The 25,572-nt window shown below is 47.2% G+C and carries 30 protein-coding genes; 15 read left to right on the forward strand and 15 right to left on the reverse strand.

Annotated elements, in window-relative coordinates:
* The first annotated feature begins 73 nt into the window (after positions 1-73).
* From hmoB to OWN49_RS04170, 3 genes are all read left to right on the forward strand, one after another.
* Positions 74-574: a heme-degrading oxygenase HmoB gene (hmoB, locus tag OWN49_RS04160; protein ID WP_003155224.1), complete on the forward strand. Its 501-nt coding sequence runs from the start codon at positions 74-76 to the stop codon at positions 572-574.
* Between the two features lie 117 nt (positions 575-691).
* Entirely contained in the window at positions 692-2,077 is a 1,386-nt protein-coding gene (locus tag OWN49_RS04165; RefSeq protein WP_058906679.1) for a hypothetical protein, read from the forward strand.
* A gap of 68 nt (positions 2,078-2,145) precedes the next feature.
* Complete coding sequence (locus OWN49_RS04170) at positions 2,146-3,333, forward strand: M20 family metallopeptidase (protein ID WP_077722014.1); 1,188 nt, start codon at positions 2,146-2,148, stop codon at positions 3,331-3,333.
* A 20-nt stretch (positions 3,334-3,353) separates the two neighbouring features.
* Here OWN49_RS04170 and OWN49_RS04175 read toward each other — a convergent pair whose 3' ends face one another.
* From OWN49_RS04175 to OWN49_RS04185, 3 genes are read right to left on the reverse strand one after another with little or no spacing between them, the layout of a single operon-like run.
* Positions 3,354-4,058: an EcsC family protein gene (locus tag OWN49_RS04175; RefSeq protein ID WP_058906677.1), complete on the reverse strand. Its 705-nt coding sequence runs from the start codon at positions 4,056-4,058 to the stop codon at positions 3,354-3,356.
* Between the two features lie 42 nt (positions 4,059-4,100).
* Positions 4,101-5,327, reverse strand: coding sequence for an ABC transporter permease (locus tag OWN49_RS04180; RefSeq protein ID WP_007409219.1), 1,227 nt, complete (start codon positions 5,325-5,327; stop codon positions 4,101-4,103).
* Complete coding sequence (locus OWN49_RS04185; RefSeq protein ID WP_176283228.1) at positions 5,320-6,063, reverse strand: ABC transporter ATP-binding protein; 744 nt, start codon at positions 6,061-6,063, stop codon at positions 5,320-5,322. Before OWN49_RS04185 ends, OWN49_RS04180 begins: the two co-directional genes overlap by 8 nt.
* Before the next feature lie 489 nt (positions 6,064-6,552).
* Between OWN49_RS04185 and OWN49_RS04190 the strand changes: the two genes are divergently transcribed.
* From OWN49_RS04190 to OWN49_RS04200, 3 genes are all read left to right on the forward strand, one after another.
* Complete coding sequence (locus OWN49_RS04190; RefSeq protein ID WP_003155232.1) at positions 6,553-6,990, forward strand: HIT family protein; 438 nt, start codon at positions 6,553-6,555, stop codon at positions 6,988-6,990.
* 136 nt (positions 6,991-7,126) lie between these two features.
* Complete coding sequence (serC, locus tag OWN49_RS04195) at positions 7,127-8,206, forward strand: 3-phosphoserine/phosphohydroxythreonine transaminase (RefSeq protein ID WP_077722012.1); 1,080 nt, start codon at positions 7,127-7,129, stop codon at positions 8,204-8,206.
* Between the two features lie 120 nt (positions 8,207-8,326).
* Positions 8,327-8,845 carry a tryptophan transporter gene (locus tag OWN49_RS04200; protein ID WP_069013599.1) on the forward strand — a complete coding sequence of 173 codons (519 nt, stop codon included), beginning with the start codon at positions 8,327-8,329 and terminating at the stop codon, positions 8,843-8,845.
* A gap of 57 nt (positions 8,846-8,902) precedes the next feature.
* Here OWN49_RS04200 and OWN49_RS04205 read toward each other — a convergent pair whose 3' ends face one another.
* The gene (locus OWN49_RS04205; RefSeq protein ID WP_003155235.1) at positions 8,903-9,094 is read right to left on the reverse strand and encodes a hypothetical protein; all 192 of its coding nucleotides are present in this window, start codon (positions 9,092-9,094) and stop codon (positions 8,903-8,905) included.
* Between the two features lie 117 nt (positions 9,095-9,211).
* Between OWN49_RS04205 and OWN49_RS04210 the strand changes: the two genes are divergently transcribed.
* Positions 9,212-9,568: a YtxH domain-containing protein gene (locus OWN49_RS04210; protein ID WP_007409224.1), complete on the forward strand. Its 357-nt coding sequence runs from the start codon at positions 9,212-9,214 to the stop codon at positions 9,566-9,568.
* A gap of 179 nt (positions 9,569-9,747) precedes the next feature.
* Positions 9,748-10,359: an HTH-type transcriptional regulator Hpr gene (locus tag OWN49_RS04215; protein WP_176283227.1), complete on the forward strand. Its 612-nt coding sequence runs from the start codon at positions 9,748-9,750 to the stop codon at positions 10,357-10,359.
* Here the strand turns inward: OWN49_RS04215 and OWN49_RS04220 are convergent.
* Complete coding sequence (locus tag OWN49_RS04220) at positions 10,356-10,697, reverse strand: YhaI family protein (RefSeq protein ID WP_015388481.1); 342 nt, start codon at positions 10,695-10,697, stop codon at positions 10,356-10,358. The genes OWN49_RS04215 and OWN49_RS04220 overlap by 4 nt on opposite strands.
* Before the next feature lie 211 nt (positions 10,698-10,908).
* Here OWN49_RS04220 and OWN49_RS04225 point away from each other — a divergent pair, with 211 nt between their 5' ends.
* Both OWN49_RS04225 and OWN49_RS04230 read left to right on the forward strand, forming a co-directional pair.
* Positions 10,909-11,439: a DUF3267 domain-containing protein gene (locus OWN49_RS04225; RefSeq protein ID WP_007409225.1), complete on the forward strand. Its 531-nt coding sequence runs from the start codon at positions 10,909-10,911 to the stop codon at positions 11,437-11,439.
* Positions 11,440-11,499: 60 nt separating this feature from the next.
* On the forward strand, positions 11,500-11,718 hold the full coding sequence (locus OWN49_RS04230; protein ID WP_003155245.1) for a hypothetical protein: 219 nt from the start codon (positions 11,500-11,502) through the stop codon (positions 11,716-11,718).
* 56 nt (positions 11,719-11,774) lie between these two features.
* Here the strand turns inward: OWN49_RS04230 and yhzE2 are convergent, their stop codons facing one another.
* Positions 11,775-11,861, reverse strand: coding sequence for a sporulation protein YhzE2 (gene yhzE2 / locus OWN49_RS04235; RefSeq protein ID WP_003155248.1), 87 nt, complete (start codon positions 11,859-11,861; stop codon positions 11,775-11,777).
* 124 nt (positions 11,862-11,985) lie between these two features.
* Positions 11,986-12,072, reverse strand: a complete 87-nt coding sequence (gene yhzE1 / locus OWN49_RS04240; protein WP_017417375.1) for a sporulation protein YhzE1 — start codon at positions 12,070-12,072, stop codon at positions 11,986-11,988.
* A gap of 158 nt (positions 12,073-12,230) precedes the next feature.
* Here yhzE1 and OWN49_RS04245 point away from each other — a divergent pair, with 158 nt between their 5' ends.
* Positions 12,231-13,082 carry a peptidylprolyl isomerase gene (locus tag OWN49_RS04245; RefSeq protein ID WP_003155249.1) on the forward strand — a complete coding sequence of 284 codons (852 nt, stop codon included), beginning with the start codon at positions 12,231-12,233 and terminating at the stop codon, positions 13,080-13,082.
* Between the two features lie 38 nt (positions 13,083-13,120).
* Here the strand turns inward: OWN49_RS04245 and OWN49_RS04250 are convergent, their stop codons facing one another.
* The 6 genes from OWN49_RS04250 to OWN49_RS04275 form a co-directional block, all read right to left on the reverse strand.
* Entirely contained in the window at positions 13,121-13,348 is a 228-nt protein-coding gene (locus OWN49_RS04250) for a sporulation YhaL family protein (protein WP_007409227.1), read from the reverse strand.
* Positions 13,349-13,462: 114 nt separating this feature from the next.
* On the reverse strand, positions 13,463-14,407 hold the full coding sequence (gene yhaM, locus OWN49_RS04255; protein WP_003155251.1) for a 3'-5' exoribonuclease YhaM: 945 nt from the start codon (positions 14,405-14,407) through the stop codon (positions 13,463-13,465).
* Between the two features lie 73 nt (positions 14,408-14,480).
* The gene (locus OWN49_RS04260; protein ID WP_176283226.1) at positions 14,481-17,363 is read right to left on the reverse strand and encodes an ATP-binding protein; all 2,883 of its coding nucleotides are present in this window, start codon (positions 17,361-17,363) and stop codon (positions 14,481-14,483) included.
* Positions 17,360-18,583 (reverse strand): metallophosphoesterase family protein, encoded by a 1,224-nt coding sequence (locus tag OWN49_RS04265; protein ID WP_077722010.1) that lies wholly within the window; start codon positions 18,581-18,583, stop codon positions 17,360-17,362. The genes OWN49_RS04260 and OWN49_RS04265 overlap by 4 nt, the downstream gene beginning before the upstream one ends.
* A 110-nt stretch (positions 18,584-18,693) precedes the next feature.
* The gene (locus tag OWN49_RS04270) at positions 18,694-19,953 is read right to left on the reverse strand and encodes an ABC transporter permease (protein WP_077722009.1); all 1,260 of its coding nucleotides are present in this window, start codon (positions 19,951-19,953) and stop codon (positions 18,694-18,696) included.
* Complete coding sequence (locus OWN49_RS04275; protein WP_003155257.1) at positions 19,946-20,842, reverse strand: ABC transporter ATP-binding protein; 897 nt, start codon at positions 20,840-20,842, stop codon at positions 19,946-19,948. The genes OWN49_RS04270 and OWN49_RS04275 overlap by 8 nt, the downstream gene beginning before the upstream one ends.
* A gap of 105 nt (positions 20,843-20,947) precedes the next feature.
* Here OWN49_RS04275 and OWN49_RS04280 point away from each other — a divergent pair, with 105 nt between their 5' ends.
* Complete coding sequence (locus tag OWN49_RS04280) at positions 20,948-21,133, forward strand: YhzD family protein (protein ID WP_071392043.1); 186 nt, start codon at positions 20,948-20,950, stop codon at positions 21,131-21,133.
* 24 nt (positions 21,134-21,157) lie between these two features.
* Here the strand turns inward: OWN49_RS04280 and OWN49_RS04285 are convergent, their stop codons facing one another.
* Complete coding sequence (locus OWN49_RS04285; RefSeq protein WP_077722008.1) at positions 21,158-21,925, reverse strand: enoyl-CoA hydratase; 768 nt, start codon at positions 21,923-21,925, stop codon at positions 21,158-21,160.
* 184 nt (positions 21,926-22,109) lie between these two features.
* On the opposite strand from OWN49_RS04285, the gene OWN49_RS04290 reads away from it, so the two are divergent.
* Genes OWN49_RS04290 through OWN49_RS04300 form a run of 3 tightly spaced genes read left to right on the forward strand, consistent with a single transcriptional unit; the run spans position 22,110 to position 24,210 of the window.
* Entirely contained in the window at positions 22,110-22,463 is a 354-nt protein-coding gene (locus OWN49_RS04290) for a hypothetical protein (RefSeq protein WP_176283225.1), read from the forward strand.
* A gap of 27 nt (positions 22,464-22,490) precedes the next feature.
* A complete protein-coding gene (locus OWN49_RS04295; protein ID WP_003155265.1) occupies positions 22,491-22,988 on the forward strand; it encodes a cation:proton antiporter regulatory subunit in 498 nt (165 codons plus the stop codon).
* A 7-nt stretch (positions 22,989-22,995) separates the two neighbouring features.
* Positions 22,996-24,210, forward strand: a complete 1,215-nt coding sequence (locus OWN49_RS04300) for a cation:proton antiporter (protein WP_003155266.1) — start codon at positions 22,996-22,998, stop codon at positions 24,208-24,210.
* 25 nt (positions 24,211-24,235) lie between these two features.
* On the opposite strand, the gene OWN49_RS04305 is transcribed toward OWN49_RS04300, so the two are convergent.
* Positions 24,236-25,525 (reverse strand): lysine N(6)-hydroxylase/L-ornithine N(5)-oxygenase family protein, encoded by a 1,290-nt coding sequence (locus OWN49_RS04305; protein ID WP_003155267.1) that lies wholly within the window; start codon positions 25,523-25,525, stop codon positions 24,236-24,238.
* Positions 25,526-25,572: the final 47 nt, after the last annotated feature.

Here is a 25,572-nt window from a genome sequence, read left to right on the forward strand (position 1 = left end):
TTATGTCAGAATGAGTCGCCAATAGAAACTTATACCACTCTTTTGATATACTAGCAAGCAGGAGGTGGCTGATATGAAGGTTTATATTACATACGGGACAGCCGATTTTTTAAAGACGATTGCCAAGAAACACCCGAGTGAGAATATGGTGCTGATGCAAGGGGAGGATAATGCGGTTTTAATTCATGAAACAAATGGAGAAACCGTTTTTCAGGCGCCCCATTCCTATGAAAGCATCGACAGCGTCGGGGAAATCAAAAATCCGGGCTACGCCGTCCTCAACAACATCGCCGTTACCCAGGAAGGCCGTCCGCTGTTTGAAAACCGGTTTAAAAACCGCGCCGGCAAAGTGGAAAATGAACCCGGTTTTAAAGCCATCCGCGTATTAAGACCGCTCGAAGGCGATACGTATGTCATTTTGACCCTGTGGGAAGAGGAAAAAGCCTTTCAGGATTGGCAGCAGTCAAACTCTTATCAGGAAGCTCATAAAAAACGCGGAACATCTGCCGGTATCGACACGACGTCTATTTTTTCCCGTCCGTCTTATGTAACCGCTTATTACGCAATAGACTGAAAACCGCCGGAGATTCTCCGGCTTTTTTGATGTCCCGATTTTACGCATCCTTCTTTGCACCTTCCGCCCGCCTATGAATACCCTGTAGCAATCCTATTTATAAACGGAGTGGTTCAATTGGGGATCGGCGTCTACTCGGTACATCTGCTTTATGTTGCTTTTATCGCGGCCATTATCGTTTTTATGCTTCTCAGAAAAGATACAACCTTTATTTCACTCGCCGGCATTTTTGTGATTGCGCTATGGACGACGCATTCATTCTCCGCTTCGGTCAGCAGCCTGTTTCACAGCTTTACGTATGCCGCCGGAGAATTGCTGCCGACGATTTTCATCATTTGTTTTATCGTGGCGATGAGCGGCCTTTTGACCGAAACCGGTATTAATGAAGCGATGATTTCTCCGTTTGCAAAGCTGATGAAAGGGCCGGCTGTCGCGTATTGGGTTATCGGCTGTCTGATGTTTGCCATCTCTCTTTTTTTCTGGCCGTCACCCGGGGTGGCGCTGATCGGCGCTGTGCTGCTTCCCGCAGCGATCCGGGCGGGCCTTTCTCCGATCGCCGCGGCTATGGCGATGAACCTGTTCGGCCACGGATTCGCTTTATCGGGCGATTACGTCATTCAGGCGGCCCCGAAATTAACGGCCGACGCCGCGGGCATTCCCGTGAGCGATGTCATGCAGGCAAGTATTCCGCTCGTTTTGATCATGGGGTTAACGACGACAATCACCGCTTTCTTCCTCATCATGCGGGATCGAAAAAAAACGAAGGCCCCCCTCTCCTTGGACAGCTCTGGTTCTTTGGACACAAGTATGTATCTGCCGAAAAAACTCAGGGTGATCCTGGCGGTTTTCATTCCGCTTGTTTTTCTCGCCGATATTATCTGCATGATCGTATACCGCCTCCAAGGAAACGATGCGACGGCACTCGTCGGAGGAACCGCGATCGGCATTCTCCTGATCATTCATTTCATTGTATATAAAGAGCGGCATTTAGAAAAGATCACCGAGTATTTTATCGGCGGTTTTCAATTCGGCTTTAAAGTATTCGGCCCCGTCATTCCGATCGCGGCCTTCTTTTATCTCGGTGACGCGGGGTTTAAAAATATTTTGAACACCCCGCTGCCGAAAGGGTCTGCGGGGATCGTCAATGACCTTGGACTGGCCCTGTCCCATTCTTTTCCGATGTCCGGAGAATTCGCCGGCATCGCACTGGCCGCAGTGGGTGCGATTACCGGGCTCGACGGGTCTGGGTTTTCCGGTATATCTCTTGCAGGCTCGATGGCAAAGCTGTTTTCTGCCGCGCTTCATACGGACCCGGCCGTTTTAACGGCGCTGGGCCAGATTTCAGCGATCTGGGTCGGGGGCGGAACATTGGTCCCTTGGGCACTGATTCCCGCTGCGGCTATTTGTAAAGTTGACCCGTTTGAGCTTGCCAGGAAAAACTTTATCCCGGTTGCGGCCGGACTTATCGTCACGACGATCGCCGCCATCATCATTCTCCCGTAGCAAAAAGATTGAAATCTTCTGATATTTTCTATACAATCATGGGAAAAGCAGACGAGGGGGCATCGCTTTTGACGTTAACGACACTTCAAAAAAGCTTAAACGCTCAGCTTGACGGGCTGTATGAGGAAATGGTTGAAATCAGGCGTCACCTTCACATGAATCCCGAGCCATCCTTTAAGGAGAAAAAAACACCGGCGTTCATCGCCTCATTTTATGAAAAGCTCGGCGTCCCTATCCGGACGAATGTCGGGGGCAACGGTGTCACAGCCTGTATTGAAGGCAGTGAACCGGGACCGGTCGTGGCACTCAGAGCTGATTTTGACGCTTTGCCGATACAGGATGAAAAAGATGTGCCCTATGCTTCACAAATTCCCGGCGTCATGCACGCCTGCGGGCATGACGGCCATACGGCGGCTCTCCTCGCGGCCGGAAAAGTGCTGTACCGCAACCGGGAAAAACTGAAAGGGTCATTTGTGATGATCCACCAGCACGCTGAGGAATTATCTCCCGGCGGAGCAAAAGCAATGATTGAGGACGGCTGCCTCGAACATGTCGATGCCATTTTCGGCACACACCTATGGGCGACTGAACCCGTCGGAACGGTCTTATGCCGCCCGGGCCCAGTAATGGCCGCCGCTGACGGTTTTACGATTAAAGTCATCGGCAAAGGCGGCCACGGTGCGATCCCTCACGATACGAAAGACGCCGTTTTAATCGGCTCACAAATCGTCACGGCTCTTCAGCATATCGTCAGCCGGCGGGTAAATCCGGTGCAGCCGGCCGTCATCTCAGCCGGCTCGTTCACCGCTGAAAATCCGTTTAATGCGATTGCCGATCAGGCAGTCATATCAGGCACCGTCCGCTCATTTGACGAAAGTGTGCGCAGCCTGCTCGAAGCAGAAATAGAAGCCGTCGTAAAAGGAATCTGCTCCATGCACTCCGCTTCCTATGAATATCGTTTCAAACGCGGCTATCCCGCCGTCGTCAATCATCCTGAGGAAGCGGCGCACGCGGCGGCAGCCGCAGCGGAAACAGACGGCGTTACGAAAGTCGTTGAAGGAGAGCCGCAAATGGCGGGAGAGGATTTTTCCTATTATCTGCAGCATACAAAAGGCGCTTTTTTCTTTACGGGCGCCGCTTTAGAAAATGCGGAAACCATTTATCCTCATCACCACCCGAAATTTGATTTTAATGAAAAAGCGATGCTGACGGCCGCCAAGGTGCTTATCGGCGCCGCGGTAAGCTACCCCCGCTGACATAAAAAACAGCCGGTACATTACGTACCGGCTGTTGTGATTCTTAAATGAAAAACGTGCCTTGCCGTCTCACCGAGCTGTGACAGCAGTTTATAATTGGCCGCTCCGCCCACGGCGGCTCCGACGACCGGCAAAAGCTGAAACAATTTCACCACGTCCAGATAATCGCGGTATTCCTGCTGAAAAACTCTCCAATCGACATCATGCTTTTTCGAATCCCACTGTTCAATCATTGAGTATATGCGTTTCCGCTGTTCACCGCTTGAGAAAGCCAGCTGAAAAATAAACAGCAAGAACAATCGCTCATCCCTGTCTTTCACATCATAGCCGTAAATGGAGGCAAGATCGAACAGACATTTCATTTTAATGGATAGCAGCAAAGGAAAATCAGCCATCCCTAAAAAAATTCCGCCGGCCCCCGTACCGATACCTTCGGCTGCCGCGACCTTTTGGTACGATGCGATGGTTTGTCTGGCGAGGGCATCTTTTTCAGCAAGCGTCATACCGTTTGTATCCCGCTTGCTTTTCACCAGATTTGAACCCGTCATTGTTGCTTCGGTCATTTTTTTAATGCTTTCTGTGATGACGGCATGAATTTTATCGGGAATCCGCTCATTTATTTTCGCCTGCATTCCTTTAGAAAAGCGTTCAAGCATAGAATCCTTGCGCAAAAAACGCGCTTTCCATTGCAGTGCTTCCTGTATCAGCTGCTGATCGTCGGTCATCTGTGTCTCCTTCTTTCATTGAGGTTTCAAAAACCCGATTGATTACAGCTTGCCGTACTTTTTCAATCTTCCGCCCATATACGAAGGCATGATCACAAAAATCAGAACGGCTGAAGCAACGGCCGCATACAGCGCCCCGCTGACTCCCGCGGCATAGGCTGACGCTGCACAGAACAGCAGCGCCTGCACGGTTAATGCTGATTTCATCAGCGAAAAGAAACTTTGCAGCTTCGCTTTCTGATTGACCGGGTAAAGCTCCTGCAGAGAAAGATGATGAAAATGCCCGAACAGCGGAAGAAGCTGTATTCCCGTAATAAAGACGGTAAATACGGTTAACGCCGCCGTGATCCACGGATTGGCGGAAACGAGCATAATAATCAGGATAAAAATAATCGTGAGCCTGACCTGAATGCCGAGATAATCATTTGAACGCAGAAAGGCCCGCGCATACATATAGGAGAACGTTTTCCGCTGCTCAAACGGAATCATTCTGAGCAAAAAGTCGAGATACGCCCGGCGTTTTGCCTGTTTTTTCAGGTGAGGCACATCGGTAAACAGATTGGCGATTCTGTAAAACCGCTGCTTCCTTCTTAATTCATATTCAATATGAGCTTCCCATTTTAATGATTTATGTTTTGCGGCCGATGTGAAATACACATAAAGGCCGGCCATCACAATGTAGACGGCGGCAGCGTACACATAAAACGACTGTAAGACGAAGTATAAAAGCAGCATATTGCAGATAAAGCGTATGACCGCATCCATCATTTTCATGCTTCTGTCATTCATAAACGTCATCCGCCACTCCATGGCCTGATTCCACGCTTTTACCGCCAGCATCTGAATAAATACTGCGGCATACGACGCAAGCGACGCCCCCGGACTTACAGCGAAAAACAGAGGCATGCATACAAGCGACAGAGCAATAAGCGGAAACAGCTGTGACAGATAGCTGTACTTAAATGAATGCTTAAAGTATGTCCCCATTTTCGGTTCAAGCGGCAGCAGAAACACGAGGTCCGCTTCCTTTAACAGTGTCCGGACGTATGAACCGGTCAGCACAAATGAAAAGAGCACCGCCATCACCCAAAATGAGGGAAAATGAACGGGAATGTCTTTGACCCACTTGCTGTACCAGCTCGCCGCGCCGGCAATAAAAAAGATCAGCACAATGACGAGATGATCATTGAGCATATATTTCATATACATTCTGGTTTCCTTTATATGCTCTTCAAGCCGGGACTGCCAAATAGTAGACATATTATTCATGGCCGGCGTCTTCCTTCGTCAGTTCAATATACAAGTCATCAAGAGCTGCGTCTTTCATGCCGAACTGCTCTCTCAGTTCTTCCAGTGTGCCGCTTGCCCGCACTTCGCCGTTATGTAAAATAATGAAAGCATCACAGTAGCGCTCTGCCGTAGCCAGGATATGGGTTGACATCAGCACGCTTGATCCGGCTTTTTTCGCGGCGTCCATCCGCTCCAGCAATGCATTGATCGCCAGCGGGTCAAGGCCGAGGAACGGCTCGTCAATGATATAAAGCGAAGGCTCCGCGAGAAACGCGCACATGATCATGACCTTCTGCTTCATCCCTTTGGAAAAGTGAGCGGGAAACCATTTCAGCCTTTTTTCCATTCTGAATTCTTTCAGAAGCGGAGGAAGCCTTTTTTCAAGCGTTTCTTTGGAAAGGCCGTACGCCATGGCCGTCAGCTCCAGATGCTCTTTGAGCGTCAGTTCTTCATACAGCATCGGCGTTTCGGGGATGTACGTAAATTGCGAGCGGTAGCTTTCCTTATCCTCCGAAAACGTCTTGCCGTTCAGCTCGATCGAGCCTTTATGCGGGTCCATTAATCCGATAATATGCCGGATCGTCGTGCTTTTGCCCGCGCCGTTTAATCCGATGAGTCCGACAATCTGGTTCGGCTCAAGGGTGAATGAAACATTTTTTAAGACCGGGTTTCTCGTATAACCGCCGGTTAAGTCTTTTACCGATAGCAGAGACATAATTTCTCCCCTTCTGATTCGTTTTTCTTCATAGTACCAAAAATAAAGTCTGATTTGAAACGATTCCCTTTTTTTCTCACGTGAAAAGCGTGCATAGTTATCGTTTTGGCGGACATCATATGTATGTAGAAGGAAACAGCTTTAATCAACTGAAAATGAGGTGTTTATAAAAGACGTCTTAGAACAGTTGGATGAAAATCAACATGTCCTGTGCTTACAATTTCTTCACACACTGCTTTGATGATGTTCTTCATTCATGATGAAATAATCAAATGAGGTGTTTGTCCCAGGAATGATTAAGCAGACCCATAAGTCTTCATTTTAAAAACAAATGAGGTGCTTACAAAAGGCATATTTAATTTTCTGTGATAAAGCTCGTACTTCTGCATCAGGGTGAACGCGCAGCCGTTCACCCTGTTTTTTGTTTTGGCCGTTTTTGTGGTACGATGAGAATATACATATATTTCTTTTCAGGGAGGAAACCCATCTATGCACAAAGCGGACGATTGTATTTTCTGCAAAATCATTGCCGGTGACATTCCGTCTTCAAAAGTATACGAAAATGAACATGTTGTGGCGTTTCTTGATATCAGCCAGGTCACAAAAGGCCATACGCTCGTGATCCCGAAAACACATATTGAAAACGTGTACGAGTTTACGCCTGAGCTTTCTAAAGAATATTTCGAAGCGGTGCCGAAAGTTGCACGCGCCATCCGCGATGAATTCGAGCCGATCGGGCTGAATATTCTCAATAACAACGGTGAAAAAGCGGGCCAATCGGTGTTCCATTTTCACATGCATATCATTCCGCGTTACGGAAAAGGCGACGGTTTCGGGGCTGTCTGGAAGACACACGCCGAAGACTATACGCCTGACGATCTTCAGGAGATCGCTTCAACCGTCAGAAAACGGCTTGCCTCATCTTAAAGATGAGGTTTTTTTGCGTCCGGAAACACAAAAAACATAAAATTATATTTTTTCATATCAAAAAAATCAAAAAATTGTGATAGGATAATTGTATTATTTCTTACACTAAAGCGGAAAACAGGGAGAGATCGTAAACATGGAACGTACAACGAATTTCAATGCAGGACCCGCAGCCCTTCCACTGGATGTGCTGCAAAAAGCACAGAAAGAATTTGTCAACTTCAATGACACCGGCATGTCCGTCATGGAGCTGTCCCACCGGAGCAAAGAATATGATGCGGTGCATCAAAAAGCAAAAAGCCTTCTGAAAGAACTGATGGATATTCCCGACGATTATGATATTTTATTTCTTCAAGGCGGCGCAAGCCTTCAATTCTCCATGCTGCCGATGAACTTTTTAACGTCGCAGCAAACGGCGCACTTCGTCGTAACGGGCGCATGGTCTGAAAAAGCGCTCGCCGAGGCGAAACTGTTCGGAAACACATCCGTCACGGCAACAAGCGCAGATTCAAACCATAACCACATACCGGAAGCGGACCTCACAGGAATCAAAGACGGCGCCTACCTGCATATTACGTCCAACAACACGATTTTCGGAACGCAGTGGAAAGAGTTCCCGAATTCACCGATCCCGCTCGTAGCCGACATGTCAAGCGACATCCTGAGCAGAAAAATTGATGTCAAAACGTTTGATGTCATCTATGGCGGCGCCCAGAAAAACCTCGGTCCGTCCGGCGTCACGGTCGTCATCATGAAAAAATCATGGCTTGAAAACGAAAACGCCAACGTCCCTAAAATTTTGAAATACTCCACACATACAAAAGCCGATTCACTGTATAATACGCCGCCTACATTTGCGATTTATATGCTGAGCCTCGTCCTTGAATGGCTGGCTGAAAACGGAGGTGTCGAAGCGGCTGAACGGCGCAATCAGGAAAAGGCCGACGTCCTGTACGGCACAATCGACGCAAGCGGCGGGTTTTACGCGGGGCATGCCGCAAAAGACAGCCGTTCTCACATGAACGTCACATTCACCCTCCGCGACAGCAGTCTCACGAAAAAATTCGTTGAAGAAGCGAAAGCGGCTAAAATGACCGGACTCGGAGGCCACCGCTCAGTCGGAGGATGCAGGGCGTCTATCTACAACGCCGTCAGCCTGGCTGATTGTGAAAAACTGGCTCAGTTTATGAAAAAGTTCCAGCAGGAAAACGAATAAATTTCTTCTAACATAACGGTTCCTTTGATATACTGTTTGCATATCAATTTTTCCGGCCATCGCAATAAATGACGAGCATATTATTGGATGGCGAAAAAGCTTAGCAGAGGAGAGCTTAGTATGAAAACAAAAGAATTAGTCATTATGGCCCTGTTTGCGGCAATCGGAGCGGTGCTTCATTCCATTATGCCGCCGGTATTATTCGGAATGAAGCCCGATATGATGCTTGTGATGATGTTTATGGGTATTCTGTTATTCCCCCGTGTGCAGAACGTGCTGATGATCGGGATTGTAACGGGAATTATTTCCGCACTCACGACATCTTTTCCGGGCGGACAGCTTCCGAATATCATTGAAAAACCGGTAACGGCGTTTCTGTTTCTCGCGCTGGTGCTTTTAGTGAAAAAGAGCGTGAAAACAGCGGCCGCCGCCGTCATTACAATAGCCGGCACCTTCATCTCCGGTTTGCTCTTTTTGGCGCTGGCCCTTCTGATTGTCGGCCTGCCGGGCGGATTCACCGCCTTGGTGCTCGCGGTCGTCCTTCCGGCGGCTGCGCTGAATGCGATCGCCATTATCATTATGCATCCGATTGTGCAGACGATCTTAAAACGGTCCAATATGATTGAAACGGTGAAATAACCGCATACCGAAACCTCTTCCGGCCGGAAGAGGTTTTTTAATGTGTTTCAGCATGTTTTATACGAGAAGTTTTGTGAAAAAGATAAGGAACAATGTGAGGGCGGTTCCTGCTGAGCAGACGATGGCCTTTTGGCGGACGACCCGCTTCGGCGGATAAGAAGCGGCCTGGCCGAGCAGTTTCAGGTAATAAACGGCGCCCGCCGCAAAGACAAGAGCCATACAAGATAAAACAATCATAAAGACAGACAACCTTCTCCCTCCTTTTCCCTTAAAAAATATGCTAAAATAAAGCAAGCTATGTATAGAAGTTTATTCTTCTGAACAAAAATGATAAAAGTTATGAGAAAAAAAACGGGGTGATTTCAAATGGCTGACGGACGTTCCCTTTTAACAGGCCTTTTCGTAGGCGGATTGATCGGAGGCGCAGCGGTGTTACTTTCGGCTCCTTCATCCGGAAAAGAGCTGCGGGGCAAAATCAAAGCAAATTGCAATTCAATTGAGGACACAATCAAACGGTTAAAAAAAGACGGAATGGCGCTTAAGGACCAGCTTGTCCAAACGGCGAAAGAAAGTGCAGAAGTCATTAAAGACGTAGGCGGAGAGCTTCAGACCAGCATTAAAAGGTGGCAGGAGGAAATCAAGCCGCACCAGCAGGATCTCCAAAAGGAAATCGCTGATATTGAAGAGAAAATCAGACAGCTGGAGAAAACCTTACAAAACTAATATCCTATACAACCAAAAAAAGTGCGGACATATTGCGTTCCGCACTTTTTTTTGCGGTTTAAAGCCTTTCCCAGCAACGGATGAAGAATTTATTATAAAATTCTTAAATTTTCATCTTTATTAATCTTTATTTTATTGGCATAATAGAGGAAAAGAAAATGTGAAGCAGGTGATCTGTATTGAATCGTGTTGAACCGCCTTACGATCTAAAAGAAGCTTTAATCTATACCCAAAAAATGGCGCAGCTGTCCAAAGCGCTCTGGAAATCTATCGAGAAAGACTGGCAGAATTGGCTGAAGCCGTACGACCTTAATATTAATGAGCATCATATATTATGGATTGCCTATCAGCTTAAAGGAGCTTCTATTTCAGAAATCGCCAAATTCGGCGTTATGCACGTATCAACTGCATTTAACTTTTCAAAAAAGCTTGAAGAACGGGGATATCTGAAATTTTCCAAGCGGCTGAATGATAAACGGAACACGTACATTCAGTTAACAGAAGAAGGGGAAAATGTATTCGAAAGCCTGCTTGAGGAGTTTGACCCGTCGAGAAACGCGGTGTTTAAAGGCTCACAGCCGATCTACCACTTATTCGGGAAGTTTCCGGAAGTTGAAGAATTAACCTGTGTCATCCGCCACATTTACGGCGAGGATTTTATGGAGATATTCGAGAAATCATTGACAAACATAAACAATGATTTTGATAGTGAAGACGGAAGGCTGAAGAAAAAAACGGACGAATCGGCTGTCCATAAAACGGCTGAAGAGCTGGAACCGATCAACAGTTAATCAAAGTGCTTCATAATCTCAATAAATTCTTCCATCAGCGCTGTATAAAGCCCCTGCTCATACAGAGCAAAAATCGTTTCATGAACATCTAATTTTTCGTTCAGCTGTCCCGCAAAAAGCGCAAGGAGCTTGTCAAACGTCACAAAGCCTTGCGCTTTTTGCGACTTCAGCTCGTCCTCCAATTCGCGGCAGATCCGCCCGACCTCTTCTCCTTCTTCTTCGGTCAGCCCTTTTTCAATCATCATCGCATAAAAAGGGTACTTATCCATATCCACCGTTTTCACCAGCAATTGTATGTAATATTCTAAACGCCCGATACGCTGATCCATTGAATCCATCCGTTTCACTTCTTTCTATCTTTAATCTTATTTTAGCTGATAATGAATAGAGAAGAAAGGTTAAACCGTACATTTCCATGTTTCACCGAGCTCTTCTGTTCTTCCCTTTCCGGGGTTATTTTTTTTCTTTAAAAAAGGATTGATTTTTTCTCCTGAAGAGAGTAAATTATTTTGAGATTGTATTCCATCTTTGTACGGAAGGATGACTCTGATGAATTGCTGGAAAACCATTAATCTGATCAAAGATTATGGTGCGGTTCGTTTATTATTGACTGCTGTAGGTTTTATGATCCTGTTTTTTATATGCAACTTCTTGGCATTCGGGCTGCTGCGTCCGAATATCAGTTTAAGTGACGGGCACGTGTTTGCTTTTTGTGTTCTGCTCGTTGTTACTTTATTTGTACATAAAGTCATACATGTCCTGCCGATGATCTGTAAAAAAAGAAAAAAGGAAATGAAAATGTACTTCTTGCGGATGCCGACTTGGAAAGGCATACCGAAAACGACGATGCTGATTTCTACGATCAGCCCGTTTTTATTCATTACGCCGTTATTGTTTTATGCCGGACTGGCATTTCCGAGACACGCTCATTACTTTTATATGATTTCGAGCATTCATGCGGGTTATTGCCTGCCTGATCTTCTGTTTGCGCTGCACCTGGTCAAAGCGCCCAAATCATGTCTGATTGACCAGGAATCCGACGGTTTTGATATATTAGTAAAAAAAGTGCCGGAGTCTTGATATCCCGCTGATTTTTCAGGTTACATTCTATCTTTTTTAATAAATATTTGGTAATGTAATATGGGAGCAGTTCAGAGAGAGGGGGAATCTCCCATCATTTTATTCTATTTTATCGTGGCTGCCCTGTTTATTCTTTATTTCATAAACAGGCTCACAAATACATTATGCCTTGTCAGAGAGATTCCTGAAGACCGGCAGGATAAGGTATTCCGTTTTATTAATGTATCTATTTTAATTTTACTGATCTCTTCATTCGTCGAGATCTCCTTTACTGTGTAAACAGGCAAAAAAATATGGCTGACGGAGGTCTGACCCCCGACAGCCATATTTTTTTCTTAATAAAGCCAAGAAGCGCCGATGATGATCAATAAGATGAACAGAACAACCAATAATGCAAAACCGCCTGCAAATACTTCACCCATCTCCAAAAGCACCTCCTACAAAACGTTTTATTTTTCCAATTACATCATATGCAATTTACTTCTGAAACGATTAGGCGCCCGGGTAAGAAAACGGACCGCTTTTAGAAAAAGCGATCCGTTTCGCTTAACAAATGTAAGCTGCACCTACGATGATAAGCAATATGAACAGTACTACGAGCAGTGCGAAACCGTTTGAATATCCTCCGCCCATGGTTCATTACCTCCTTTTCATGATCAATATATTTGTATGTATCAGGAAAAAGTTTGACTAGACGAATGCCCTTTATTTAAAATCTTTTTACAGAAAGCCACAATATGTTATGATACGCATATGCAATTTAATTTGGATGATTAGGAGTGTTTAAAGGAATGAAGAAAATCGCGATAGCAGCTATTACGGCAACGAGCGTCCTGGCTCTCAGCGCTTGCAGCAGCGGCGACAACGACGTGATTGCCAAGACGGATGCCGGAAATGTAACAAAAGGCGAGCTCTACACGAATATGAAAAAAACCGCGGGCGCAAGTGTGCTGACACAGCTCGTACAAGAAAAAGTATTAGCAAAAAAATACAAAGTATCGGATAAAGAAATCGATAACAAGCTGAAAGAGTACAAAACGCAGCTCGGCGATCAGTACAGCGCCCTTAAACAGCAGTACGGCGAAGATTACCTGAAAGATCAGGTGAAGTACGAACTGCTTGCACAAAAAGCGGCGAAAGACAACATCAAAGTGACTGACGCTGATACGAAAGAATATTACGACGGCTTAAAAGGTAAAATCCGTGCGAGCCACATCCTTGTCGCTGACAAAAAGACAGCTGACGAAGTGGAGAAAAAGCTGAAAAAAGGCGAGAAGTTTGAAACGCTTGCGAAAGAATATTCAACTGACAACTCAAAAGACAACGGCGGCGACCTTGGCTGGTTCGATAAAAAGTCAATGGATGAAACATTCAGCAAAGCTGCATTCGGTCTGAAAGTCGGACAAGTCAGCGATCCGGTCAAAACAAAATTCGGTTATCATATCATCAAAAAGACAGAAGAACGCGGCAAATATGATGACATGAAAAAAGAACTGAAAGAAGAAGTTCTTAAACAGAAATTAAACGACAACTCAGCTGTACAGGCGGCAATTCAAAAAGTCATGAAAAAAGCTGACGTAAAAGTGGAAGACAAAGACTTAAAAGACACGTTTAACACTTCAACTTCTTCTGAATCTAAATAAAAAAATTGTGCGGGCTCTCGGCGAGCCGCACAGTTTTTTTATGCGATGGAATGATTGGAGTTTTCTTCCGCATCCGCGTTTTCACTTGCGGGCGCCGCCATACGGCGCTCGCGTTCCTGTTCCATCCGTTCAATATACACCCTTCCTTCTTTTTCAATAAACGACTGGTCAAGCTTTTCCTCTTCTTTAGCTGTTGTGAAAAGCTTATAGGCGCTGAAAATAATTCCGATAATGCAAAGGTATACCCACCAAGGAAAAAATAGCACGTCGGTTTCCTCCCTTTTTCACCCAGAGTCTTTATTCTAAGCTATGCTTGATAAAGACAAGTTATGAGAGCTGAACGTAAAAAAGACCGATCATAGAGAATCGGCCTTTTTATCTTATTGATGGAACGTCGGTTTGTAGAAAGAACGGTTTTCAAGCGCAAATACACGCTCTGTGTATTCGCCCGGCTTCACCCGTTCCAGCGCTCTGTCCATCATGATCATTTTTGCATCCAGATTGTCAATGTAGTGCAGAATTTCCGCTTCTTTCACCATCGGCGGTTTCGGGCTTCCCCATTCCGCTTTTCCGTGATGGCTTAAAATCAAATGCTTCAGAATCAGCACTTCTTCAGCGTCAATCTGAAGCTCTTCGGCCGCTTTTGAAAGCTCTGTCACCATGATCGAAATGTGCCCGAGCAGATTCCCTTCCACGGTGTACGTCGTGGAGACGGGGCCTGAAAGCTCTTTTACTTTGCCGAGATCATGCAGAATGACTCCGGCATACAGTAAATCCCGGTCAAGAGACGGATACAGATCGGCAATCGCTTTTGCCAGGTTCAGCATGGACACTACATGATACGCGAGCCCGGAGACGAACTCATGGTGGTTTTTAGCCGCCGCCGGGTAATCCATAAACTCAGCCGCATATTTTTTGACCAGATGTCTTGTGATCCGCTGGATATTTGGATTTTTCATTTCAAAAATGTATTGAGTGACGGTTTCCATCATTTCATTTTTCGGAATCGGCGCCGTTTCCAGAAAATCATCAATGCTGACATTTTCGTTCTCGCCGGCCGGCCGGATGTTTCTCAGCTTAAGCTGGTTTCGTCCGCGATAGTGATGGACATCTCCGATCACCTTCACGATCGTCTGCGCCGCGTACGTTACTTCATCAGTCGGCTTGGCATCCCACAGCTTCGCTTCGATATCTCCCGATTGGTCCTGCAGCATTAACGTCAGGAATGGTTTCCCGTTGCTTGCGATTCCCTTAGTCGAAGATTTAATCAGAAAGTATTGATCGACCTGCTCGCCGACCTCGTGCAGCATAATACCTTTTGCCATTCTATTAAAAGCTCCCTCCATATCTTACATAATACCAGTATAGCACATACCTCTTTTTTGAAAATAAACTCTTTTATGACAGGAGCCGCATGACTTGTCCGCTGTGAAAAGACCGGCTGACATGCTCATGGCAGGTGAAATAAAGTATCTGCCGCCCGCCTTCTGAAAGCTGATTCAGCACATCAAACAGCCGCTCCAGCCGCTGCCTGTCAAAATGGACAAAACTGTCATCAAGTAAAAACGGAAGTGATACCGCAGATTCCCTCTCTGACGCAAGGGCGAAACGGATCGCCGCATAAAGCTGCTCGCATGCCGCCTGTGAGAGTTCGCCTGCAGAAAACACCGTTCCGTCTTTCCGCATGACCATAATGGAATCATCCGCCTCGGAGAAATACAATTTGTGGTAGCGTCCGTCCGTAAGCGGTCCGTATAATGCACCGGCGGTTTCTAACAGACGGGGAAGCGTCACTTTTTTATGCCGCTCCATTTTTTCCCTGATGATGTGTCTGACCGTCTGTAATGCGGCCCACTCTTTAGCGGTTTTTTTCACACGCTCCTTCTGCATTTCTGTCTGCTGTTTTAAATCGGATACAAGCCCCGAGGACTCCAGCTGCTCTTGTTTCACCGTTAATAAAGCGGTTTTCTCACGGAGCTGCGCGCTTTTTTCCTCAAGCGTTTTTTTCTCTGTTTCCTTCTGAACGACTGTATGTTCAAGTTCGGACACTGTGCGGCTCATAAATGGCTCAAGCTGTTTTCCGCCTATGCCGGACAAGTGCGTTTTGATTTCGCGCAGCTGCCGCTCTGTTTCCCGGCGGCTTTCATTCAGCCTGGCGAGTTCACAAAAGTGTTCGCGGTTTTTTGCGCCTGCCGCCATGAAAAGCTGTTTGACCTGCTGTTCGTAGTAATGGACTTCTTCGTTTAATTCACGCATTTGCTCTTGTGCATGCAGCAGATCCGTTTCGAGCGCCTGCTTTCGTTTTGCTTCCTCACGGGCTCGTTCCGCCTGTACCAGCAAAACGCGCAGTCTTTCTTTTACGGACAGCTCCCTTCCGTCTGAAGGACTCAGCTTTTTGACCCGGTCCTCAAATGCTCTTTGCAGCTTTTGCAGCCGGCCCGCTTCAATGGTCAGCTCATGCTTGTTAAGGATTTCTTTTTTGACATCTTTCATCACATGATATGCGTCAAGAAGATGGGAAGGACTTCCTGAAAACCCCAGTTCCTTCATAAAAAGTTCCGCCTGTTTTTCAGACGGCGCCATTTCCGCCTCCCATTCTTCATATTGGCGGATGACTCTTTCATATGCCGTTTCTTTCTGTTCAAGCACGGCTTGATCCGCAATCAGCTGCTGCCGGTGCCGGCCGTCACGCCAAAGCTCTTCCTGCAGAAGATCAGCCGCTTCTTTGGAGATCGTCGGCTTCTTTTTCTTGTGTCCGGGCCCTCCTCTTTCTGACGGCAGCGGCTTTTGTATGCCGGACAGCATATACAGCAGCAGAGCGCCGGTAAAAAGGGCGGCGGGCAGCCATTCCTTTAACATAGCGAAAATCGCAATGAACAGAATGCCCGCACCGAGAAAGAGCTTTTTTTGTTTGGCGCGCTGTTTTTCCAGCTGCTGTACATGTGCCTGCCATTCGTTTCCTTCTGTATCAGCTGTTTGCTTATATGATTGTAAAGCGGCTTCTTTTTCTTTCCTGACAGCGGGGTCCAAAATGTTTTCCGCCGTCAAGGCATGTTTTCGTTCGGCTTCTTCCAGCTCCAGCCGCGCTTGTTCGAAAATCGCATCAAGCTGTGTCTTTCTTTCTCTTGCCTGTCCGGCGCTCTGCACGGCTTCCTGCAGCCGCCATTCATATTCATAATCGGTGTTCAGCGAAAGAATGCCGTCTTCCTCATGTCTTCCGAGCTGCTGCAATCCTGACGAAACACGGGCAGATGTCTGCCGGATCTGTGATTGGATGGCGGCAAGCTGTTCACCGCGCGATTCGTACATATGCTGCTCGCCGGAAAGCTCCTGCAGCTGCCGCTCTGTTTGCAGCAAGTCCTCATTTGGAGCGAGCAGCTCAGCCTGCCGCCTGAGTTCAGCCGCTTTTGCCCGAAGCCCCTCAAGACGGGCCGCTTTCGGATGGAGATGCGATTCGTATTTTTCAAGCTGATGCATTCCGTCCTTCGGGAATTGCTTCAATGCTTCCGGATAAGAAGAAAGTTCGCTTTCCAAGGCTGTTTTTTTGTCTGCGATCGGCTTTGCTTCTATCGCCGATTTTACTGTTTTGATTTCTTCAGTTATGTCTTTCAATCGTGCTTCGGCATCCTGCAAACGGCCGCCGGCGCTTTTTTTCTCTTCCAGAAGGCTGTGATAGCCCGCTTCTGCAGCTTCCGCCTGTTTCAGCTGGGCGCTGAGCCGCTTTAATGTATCCAACTCCTGATTTAAGCGGGGGTTCCGCCCGTTCGGCTTATACATCCTGTCAAGTTCTTTTGCCAGCCGCCCGTCAAGCTTTGCCGCCGCTTCCGACCCGAATAAGCTCGAATACAGGAGAAACTCGCCGATTTTGTCCCGGTTAAAAGCTTGAATCTCCTGCAGTCCGAATACATCGAACGAATAGATCGCTTCGTACAGCGCCCGATCTGTATCGGAAAGAAGCTGTTTGAGCCATTCTCCGTCCTTGATTTCGCCTGAAGCCGTATACACTCTTACTTTTTCGGCAGCACCTTTTGTCCGTTCGATTTTGACGGCACCGTGATCGCCATGCTTCAATTCCACAGTGCCGCCGTAAACCCCGCCGTTTTTCGGTTCGTATTTTTTTGATTTCGGAAAACCGAACAGCACGCTTTTGATAAAGGACATCAATGTCGTTTTGCCCGCTTCATTTAATCCGTAGATCACTTGCACGGGAGAATCTGACAGCTGAAAACTTCGGTCGGAAAATTTTCCGTATTGGTAAATATGCATCGCCGTTATTTTCATCGCTGAATCTCCTTCATCTGGCGTCTTAAAACGGCTTGAGCCTGTTGCTTAATATCCAGTATCTCTTCATCTGTAAATGAAGTGATCTGACGCCGGTATACGGGGTGACGCTCAAGGGCTTCAAATACACCGCTCATGTCTGCGCATTGTTCTATGTCCTGAAGCAGCCCTTTAAAAAACGGATCGGGCGGCACGCTGTCTGTATCATCCGTCCGATCCTCAAGCGCGAGCGGCCAGACGAAACATTCCTCTTCGGCCTCTTCCTCCTGTAAAGCGGAAAGAAACTCCTCTGCGATGCCTGCGGGCGCCTCCGTCCAAAAGCGGGGCGCCGCGCCGCGAAGCACCAGCCTGACACATGCCGGGCGGCCCGCCGCGCGCAAGCCGGAGAATGTATCCGATGCGGCTTTCAGAAGTGAAGTCATATGTTCAGCTCCGGAGATATCAAGATCAATTTCCTCCCATAACACATCATGCGCTTCTTTGAATTCCCAAGACATCTCACCGTTTGCCGCCCGGACGAGATAATATCCCTTAGGCCCGGTTTCTTTTAAATGCCGGGCTTGAATATTCCCGGGGTAAATAGCGGCGGGATGCTGGGCGGACAGAACCTGCCGTTTATGAATGTGTCCGAGCGCCCAGTAATCCATGCCGCTTTTTTCAAGGTCTTCTTTCGTAAACGGGCAGTACGGGTCATGCCCTTCCGCTCCTGATAACATGCCGTGGAGCATGCCGATATGATAAGGCGCGCCGGTCATTTTCCGGTAACGGGCCGCCTGATTGACCGTTACGCTTCTTTCCTGATAGCTGCATCCGTATATGCTTGCCGCAAGCTCTCCGTTTTTAAAGAAAGACTTTTCCTCCGGTGTACCCGAGGTGAATATATGTACATTTTCCGGCCATTCAATCGGCGTCCACTTACCGCCCAAATGATCATGGTTGCCGAATATGACGAACACTTGGATACCCGCTTCCTGTAATCTCGTAAACTGTTTTCTCAAAAACAGCTGGGCTTTTAAACTTCTGTTGGCTTCGTCAAACAGATCCCCCGAAAGCAGCACGAAATCTGCCTGCTCCCGGAGTGCCCCGTCCGTCAGACGGCGGACGCTGTGAAATGTGCTTTCTTTAATACGCGCATATACCGGTTCAGGCAGATTCGAAATGCCGTAAAACGGGCTGTCCAGATGCAGGTCAGCGGCATGAATAAACGTCAGATCAGCCATCTCGCCCTCCCCTTTCTGCAGATTGAATTACCCTTATTTTAGCACCGTTTTTATACGAATGCACGTTCTGCAAAATAAAAAAACAGCCCGGCTGTCCCGGGCTGTTTCACTTATTTTTTGGAGATGCGCAGCGCTTGTTTGATCGCTTTGAATCCGCTGGCGTTTCCGTAAATCAAAACGCCGCCTTTGTAAATTTTCGCGCCGACCGCCGCAAAGATCACGATAGTGACCAGTGTCAGGGCGATTCCGGCCGCAGCCTGCCAAAACGGGATATCGAGCATCCCGACGCGTAAAAACATAATCATCGGCGTGAAAAACGGAATGTAAGATGTAACGGTAATAAAACCCGCGTCAGGATTGCCAAGTCCGAACATGGCGATAAAAAAACCTGCCGCGACTAAAAAAACCATCGGCTGAATCGTCTGCTGTACGTCCTCTATCCGGCTGACAACACTGCCGAGAAACGCGGCAAGCGTCGCGTAAAGAAAATAGCCGAGCAAATAGAAAATGACGGCATAGACTATCGTCGAGACAGGAACATCCGTAAAATTGAGAAATGCACTGATCGGCGACGACGCATCATTATGAGGGTTCAGCTTCAGTGAGAGATAACCCGCTGCAATCAGCACCGCAAACTGTGTGATCCCCACGAGCGCGATACCGAACAGTTTGGCAAACATCTGCTGAATCGGCGGCATGCTTGAAATTAAAATTTCCATGACGCGGGACGATTTTTCCGTCGCCACTTCCATCGCAATCATGCTTGCGTACATGATAACTGAGAAGTAGATGACAAACAGCATGATGTATACAAGCCCCATTACCTGACCGAGCTCTTCCTCAGATTTCGCCCCTTTTTCCAGCGCGTCTTTGCTGACTTCCGGCGGAGTGTAGAGGCTGCTGACTTTTTCTGCCGAAATGCCGAGCTTGGCGGTTTCGACAGCGGTTTTTGTCTGGGTTAAAGCCTGCTTGAGCAGTTTATACGCTGATTCATCGGAAATGGTCAGCGCCTTGTATGCTCCTGTTATCGTTCCTTTTTGATCTTGTCTGATGATAAACAGTCCGTCCCATTCACCGTCTTTGACACGCTTTACGGCATCTTTTTCGGACTCCTTCGTCTCCATTGCCTGCAGATCATTGTCTGTATCCGCCGCTTTAAGCTGTTTTGCAAACGCCGGGTACAGCCCGCCCGTTTCATCAATCACCGCGATTTGCTGCTTGCCGTCATCCGATTGAAACACGGAAATAATCGATTGCAGGTTGGTCACCGCTAATACTAATAAAACGGTAATGGCGGTCGAAATAATGAATGACTTTGTCGCGATTTTGTTTTTATATGTATGAAACAGCATAATCCAAAATTTATTCATATACGGCCCCCACCTTTTCTATAAAAATATCATGCAGTGACGGCTCTTCCAATTCGAACTTCCGTATAAAACCTTTCCCTTGCAGCGCCCGGAAAATATCCTGAGAAACCGGTTCATTCGCAACCTGCAGTCTGATTCCGTCATTTGTTTCCTTCCATTTCACGACACCTTCATGCGTTTTTAAAAAGCTGAGGTCATCATCTGAATGAACGGTGACATTTTTTTTGCCGAAAGACCGCTTAATGTCTTTCAGATTGCCTTGAACGACGGGTTTTCCCTTCTGGAGAATGCACAAATTCTCGCAAAGTTCTTCCACATGCTCCATTCGGTGGCTTGAAAAAACGATGGAAACGCCGCTGTTTTTCAAAGAAATAACCGCTTCTTTCAGCAGCTCGACATTCACCGGATCAAGACCGCTGAAAGGTTCATCGAGAATCAGCAGTTCAGGCTTATGCAGGACGGCCGAAATGAACTGGATTTTCTGCTGGTTTCCTTTTGACAGCTCTTCGACTTTCTTATTCTTGTAATCTGTAATGCCGAACCGCTCGAGCCATGTCATGAGCTCTTTTTCCGCCTCTTTTTTGCTCATTCCTTTTAATCTCGCCAGATAGACAAGCTGGTCACTCACCTTCACTTTCGGATACAGCCCCCGCTCTTCCGGGAGATAGCCGATTTTTTCACTGATGGAATAATTGACCGGCTTCCCTTTCCAGGTGATATGCCCGTCAGTCAGGCTTAAAAGACCTAAAATCATCCGAAAGGTCGTCGTTTTTCCCGCGCCGTTTGCGCCGAGCAGCCCGAACATTTCCCTTTCAGGTATTTGCAGGTTCAAATTGTCAACAGCGGTAAAGCTGCCGAATGTTTTCGTTACATTTTCAATTGTAAGCACGAATCCAACTCCTTCCTTGACCCATTATATACTAATAATGGGTAAAAATTAATGGAGGATTTTAAATTCTTTATCAGAATATCATTCTATAAAGGGGGTGACATGATGGGACAATATGTATTGACCGCATTCCATGCGTCGGGAGAAACGATGCTGGATGAACGGATCGAAGCAGATAATGAGGCGGAGGCGAAGGCCGCCGGAGAGGCTTTGTTAAAGGAAAAAAAGCTTGAGAACAGTACTCACCGCTTGGTAAATGAAGCCGGAAAGCTGATTTTATTCCACAGATAACAGAAGCTTTCCGGCTTCTGTATTTTACCGGTTAAATTGCGGCGTCCGTTTTTCTAAAAAGGCGCGGATGCCCTCTTTATGATCATCCGTTTTTCTCATATTTTCCTGGGCCTTTCGTTCAAGAGACAAAACGTCTTTTAACCGGCTGATATGGAGACTTTGATAAATAGCCTTCGTTTCAATCATCGCTGACAGCGGCGCATGCAGCAATCGGTCGATATACGGTTGTGCCCCCTCCGCAGGGCCGCCGCTGAACAGCCCGTCGGCAAGCTTAAGCCGCACCGCTTTTTCAGCCGGCAATTTTTCACCGCTCCAAATCAGTTTTTTCGCTTCGATCTCACCGACGCGTCTCATTAATAAATAGTGGCCTCCACCGTCGGGAACCAATCCGATGCCGATGAAATTCATCGCGAGTCGGGCGTTTTCTTCGGCGAGCACCACATCGGCGCACAGCGCGAAACTCAGCCCGAGCCCCGCCGCGGCTCCGTGGATGGCGGCTATCACAATTTTTTTCATATCATAGAGCGTCAGCGTAATGGATTCAATCATTTTCATGAGCCGTTCATATTCTCCTGAATCATGATCAGACGTCATCATCTGGATATCACCGCCCGCGGAAAATCCCCTGCCTTCCCCCCGCAAGAGGACGATAAGCGCTTCACTGTCGGCTGCCATAACGCATGCATTTTCCAATTCCCGAAGCATTTGTTCATTCAGCGCGTTGTAATTGTCAGGCCGGTTCAGCACAATCTCTGCGATCTTTCCTTTTTCTTCATAACGAATATACTGCATGTTTACTCCCTCCTTGAATCCGCTTACATATTTTGTTCAAATGATATATTCCTTCCCCCGAAGCGAAACTCCTTTATTTTTCAAGGTCAACAGATGCCGAAAAATGCATATCATTTGAAACTGAACATACATTTTTATATAGTGAAATTGATATACAAAACAAAAGGGGGGAAAAACACCGATAATGAAATATGTGATACTCAGCTTATTACTGAGCTTTTTTATGGTGCTGTTCCCCCCTTCGGATGTCGCTCTTCCTTCCCAATTGGTGACAGAAACAGACAGCCATGTACAAATTTCGGTTTACCCGCAGGAAACGGAATCGGCAAAGACGCCGGTTCAAACCAAAACCGCTCCGCAAGGCCTGTCAAAAGGATACGGTGCGTTATCGCGGATGATCTCCCTGTTATCTGTCAAACCTCTTGATCAATTCATTGATTCCACAATGGAAAGGACATGCGTCATTCCGATACAATACCAGTCAAATTACCTCCGGCATCAGACCATTTCTCATTGCCAATCTGTATTTACGGTGTAAAAACAGTATATTCCGGAGGGATTTTTTATGAATATTAAAGAAAACGATCTGCCCGGCATCGGGAAAAAATTCGAAATCGAAACGAGAAATCATGAAAAAATGACGATCATCATTCATGATGACGGCAGGCGGGAAATTTACAGATTTGATGACCGCGACCCTGATGAGCTTCTGGCAAGCATTTCACTTGATGATGCGGAAGCAAGACAGATTGCCGCAATTATCGGCGGGATGGTGTACAAACCGCAGGCGCTTGAATCGATTGAAATGGCGTTCAGCGATCTGATTATCGAATGGTTTAAAGTTGAAAAAGGGGCAAAAGCAGCAGGGCGGACGCTCGGCGAACTGGATGTGCGCCAAAACTATGACGTGACGGTTATCGCCATCATTAAGCATGACCAGAAAAAGTTTTTAAACCCGGGCGCTGATTCGCTCCTTGAAGCAAACGATACACTCGTCCTCTCAGGTGAAAGAAAGCATCTGAAAAAACTGATCCAAGACTTCCTCTCCAGAGACGGAGTGTGATCTGTTTATGGATCATCTCGTATTTGAAGTCGGTACGGCGTTAGTTCTTGTGGCCATTGCGAGTGTCATCGCCAATAAAATTAAATTCTCGATCATCCCCTTCCTGATCATTTTAGGAATGCTTGTCGGGCCGCACGCGCCCCAAGCGGGCATCATTGACCTGACGTTTATCGAAAGCCGGGAAGTGATTGAGTTTTTCGGACGGATGGGCGTCCTGTTCCTCCTCTTTTACCTCGGGCTTGAATTCTCGGTCGGAAAATTAGTCAAATCCGGACGTTCAATCGCCGCCGGAGGAACGATTTATATTCTGATTAATTTCAGTTTAGGGCTGATCTACGGCTTTATCACGGGCTTTTCCTTTTTGGAAGTGCTTGTATTGGCGGGCGTCATCACGATATCATCAAGCGCCATTGTCGCAAAGGTGCTTGTCGACTTAAAGCGCACGGCCAATCCGGAAACGGAGCTGATTCTCGGCATCATTATGTTTGAGGATATCTTTCTGGCGGTTTACTTGTCCGTCGTTTCCGGGCTTGTTCTGGGAGACGCGACGTCTGTCGGGGGCGCGCTGATGTCAATCGTGATCGCTTTCGGATATATGCTGCTGTTTTTCATTGCCGCCCGGAAATTGCCGCCTCTGCTGAACAAGCTGCTTGATATCCGTTCAAACGAGGTATTTGTCATCGTCATTTTCGCCGCGCTCTTTTTCATTGCCGGCTTTTCCGAAACGATTCATGTCGCTGAAGCGATCGGCGCGCTCTTGCTCGGACTCGTATTTTCGGAGACGGCCCATTCTGACAGGATTGAGCATCTTGTCGTGCCGTTCCGTGACTTTTTCGGCGCCATGTTTTTCTTCAGCTTCGGCCTCAGCATTGATCCGTTTTCACTCGGAGATGCGGTATGGCTTGCCCTCGGCGCCGTTCTGCTGACGATTGCCGGAAACTTTATCGCCGGCATGATCGCCGGGCGCCGGGCGGGGCTTTCTCATAAAGCATCGTCCAATATCGGGCTGACCATTGTGTCCCGCGGCGAATTCTCCATTATCGTCGCAAATCTCGGCATCGCCGGCGGCCTGTCCGCTTCACTTAAACCTTTCGCCGCCTTATATGTTTTGATACTGGCCATCTTCGGCCCTTTGCTCACGAAAGAATCGAAGCGGATATATCTCCTGCTGAACAGCGTGTTCAAATGGAAGACGCCTGAAAAGAAGCCGCAGAAATCATAAAAAAAACTGACCTCTTCATAAGAGGTCAGTTTTTTTGAGCGGGAAGAAATTGCTGAAAAGCCGTTTTTTTATTAATGGAGAAATGCTCTTTTCCCAGAATGGTATTGATGATTTTTTGGTTTCTGTAAACAGACAGCTTCAAATTCGTAGCGCCCGTTCCGTGAGCATGATCAAGATTCGTTAATGTGAAAAAGTGATGCCGCCTGTCGTCCTTAAAGACAAGACGGGAATCGGCCGTCACTTTAAACCGTTTCTCATCCTCCCATTCGATATCGGGGGCAATTGCCGTAAACCATTCCGGAATATGAGGTTTAAAGCCGGTCGCCAATATCACTTTTTCTGAATCGGCCGTAAAAGTTTCATCCATCTGCCATTGATGAAAGCTCAGTACGCAGCGCCCGTTTTGCTTTTCAATTTTTTCAAGCTCCGCCATCGGCTGAATATACACGTCAGGCGAACCTCCGCTGATCGATCTGTGATACAGGGCATCGTAAATGGCGGCAAGTGTGTCAGAATCAATGCCGTGGCGCAGTCCGTCCAGCTCAGGGAGTGTGTTCAGCCGTTCTTTAAAAGGCAGGCGGTTAAAATATTCCACATAATCAGGTGTAAACATTTCCTGCCCGAGCTTGGCGGTTTCCAATTCTCGAAATCCGGCGGAGCGTGTCACCCATTGCAGCCGGCTGCGGCGGTATTGTTCATCATGCAATAAGTCAGAAAAGATCTCCGCGGCGCTCTGTCCGGAGCCGACCACTGTAATTGATTCGGCGCCGGCGAGCTCGTCTTTCCGAAACAAATATTCCGTGCTGACCATCGTGTCCTGACGCGCTCCGTCATCAATCTCTGCGGGAATAAGCGGTTCAGACCCCGTCCCCATGACGAAATGCTTCGTCTGATAGACACTGATGCTTCCGTCCTCAATGTTCTTGACGCTGACTTCATAATGTCCGCCGGCATTTTTCACACCGATTACCTCTGAGCCGAAACGGCATGATTTGATTTCTGAAGCCGCCCAGCTTAAATAGTCGTTAAATTCCCGTCTCGGAATATCAAATTCATTAAACGTATAAAACCGGTACAGCCGGTCATGTTCATGGAGAAAGTTTAAAAACGTGTAGCGGCTTTTCGGATCGGCGAGCGTGACCAGGTCTGCCAGAAACGCCACCTGTAAATCCGTTCCTTTAATTAATAGCCCGGGATGCCACGCAAATTCTTTCTTTTTATCGAAAAAAAGAGCGTCTGTTCCGGGTATATCCTCTAACAATGCGGCAAGCCCTAAATTAAACGGCCCGATTCCCGCTCCTATGACATCATACATATTATGCACCTCTTGCGAATAACAGTCTGATGATCTTTTCCCGTTTT

The sequence above is a fragment of the Bacillus sp. NEAU-242-2 genome, assembly GCF_027853835.1.
GTDB classification, from domain to species: domain Bacteria; phylum Bacillota; class Bacilli; order Bacillales; family Bacillaceae; genus Bacillus; species Bacillus velezensis.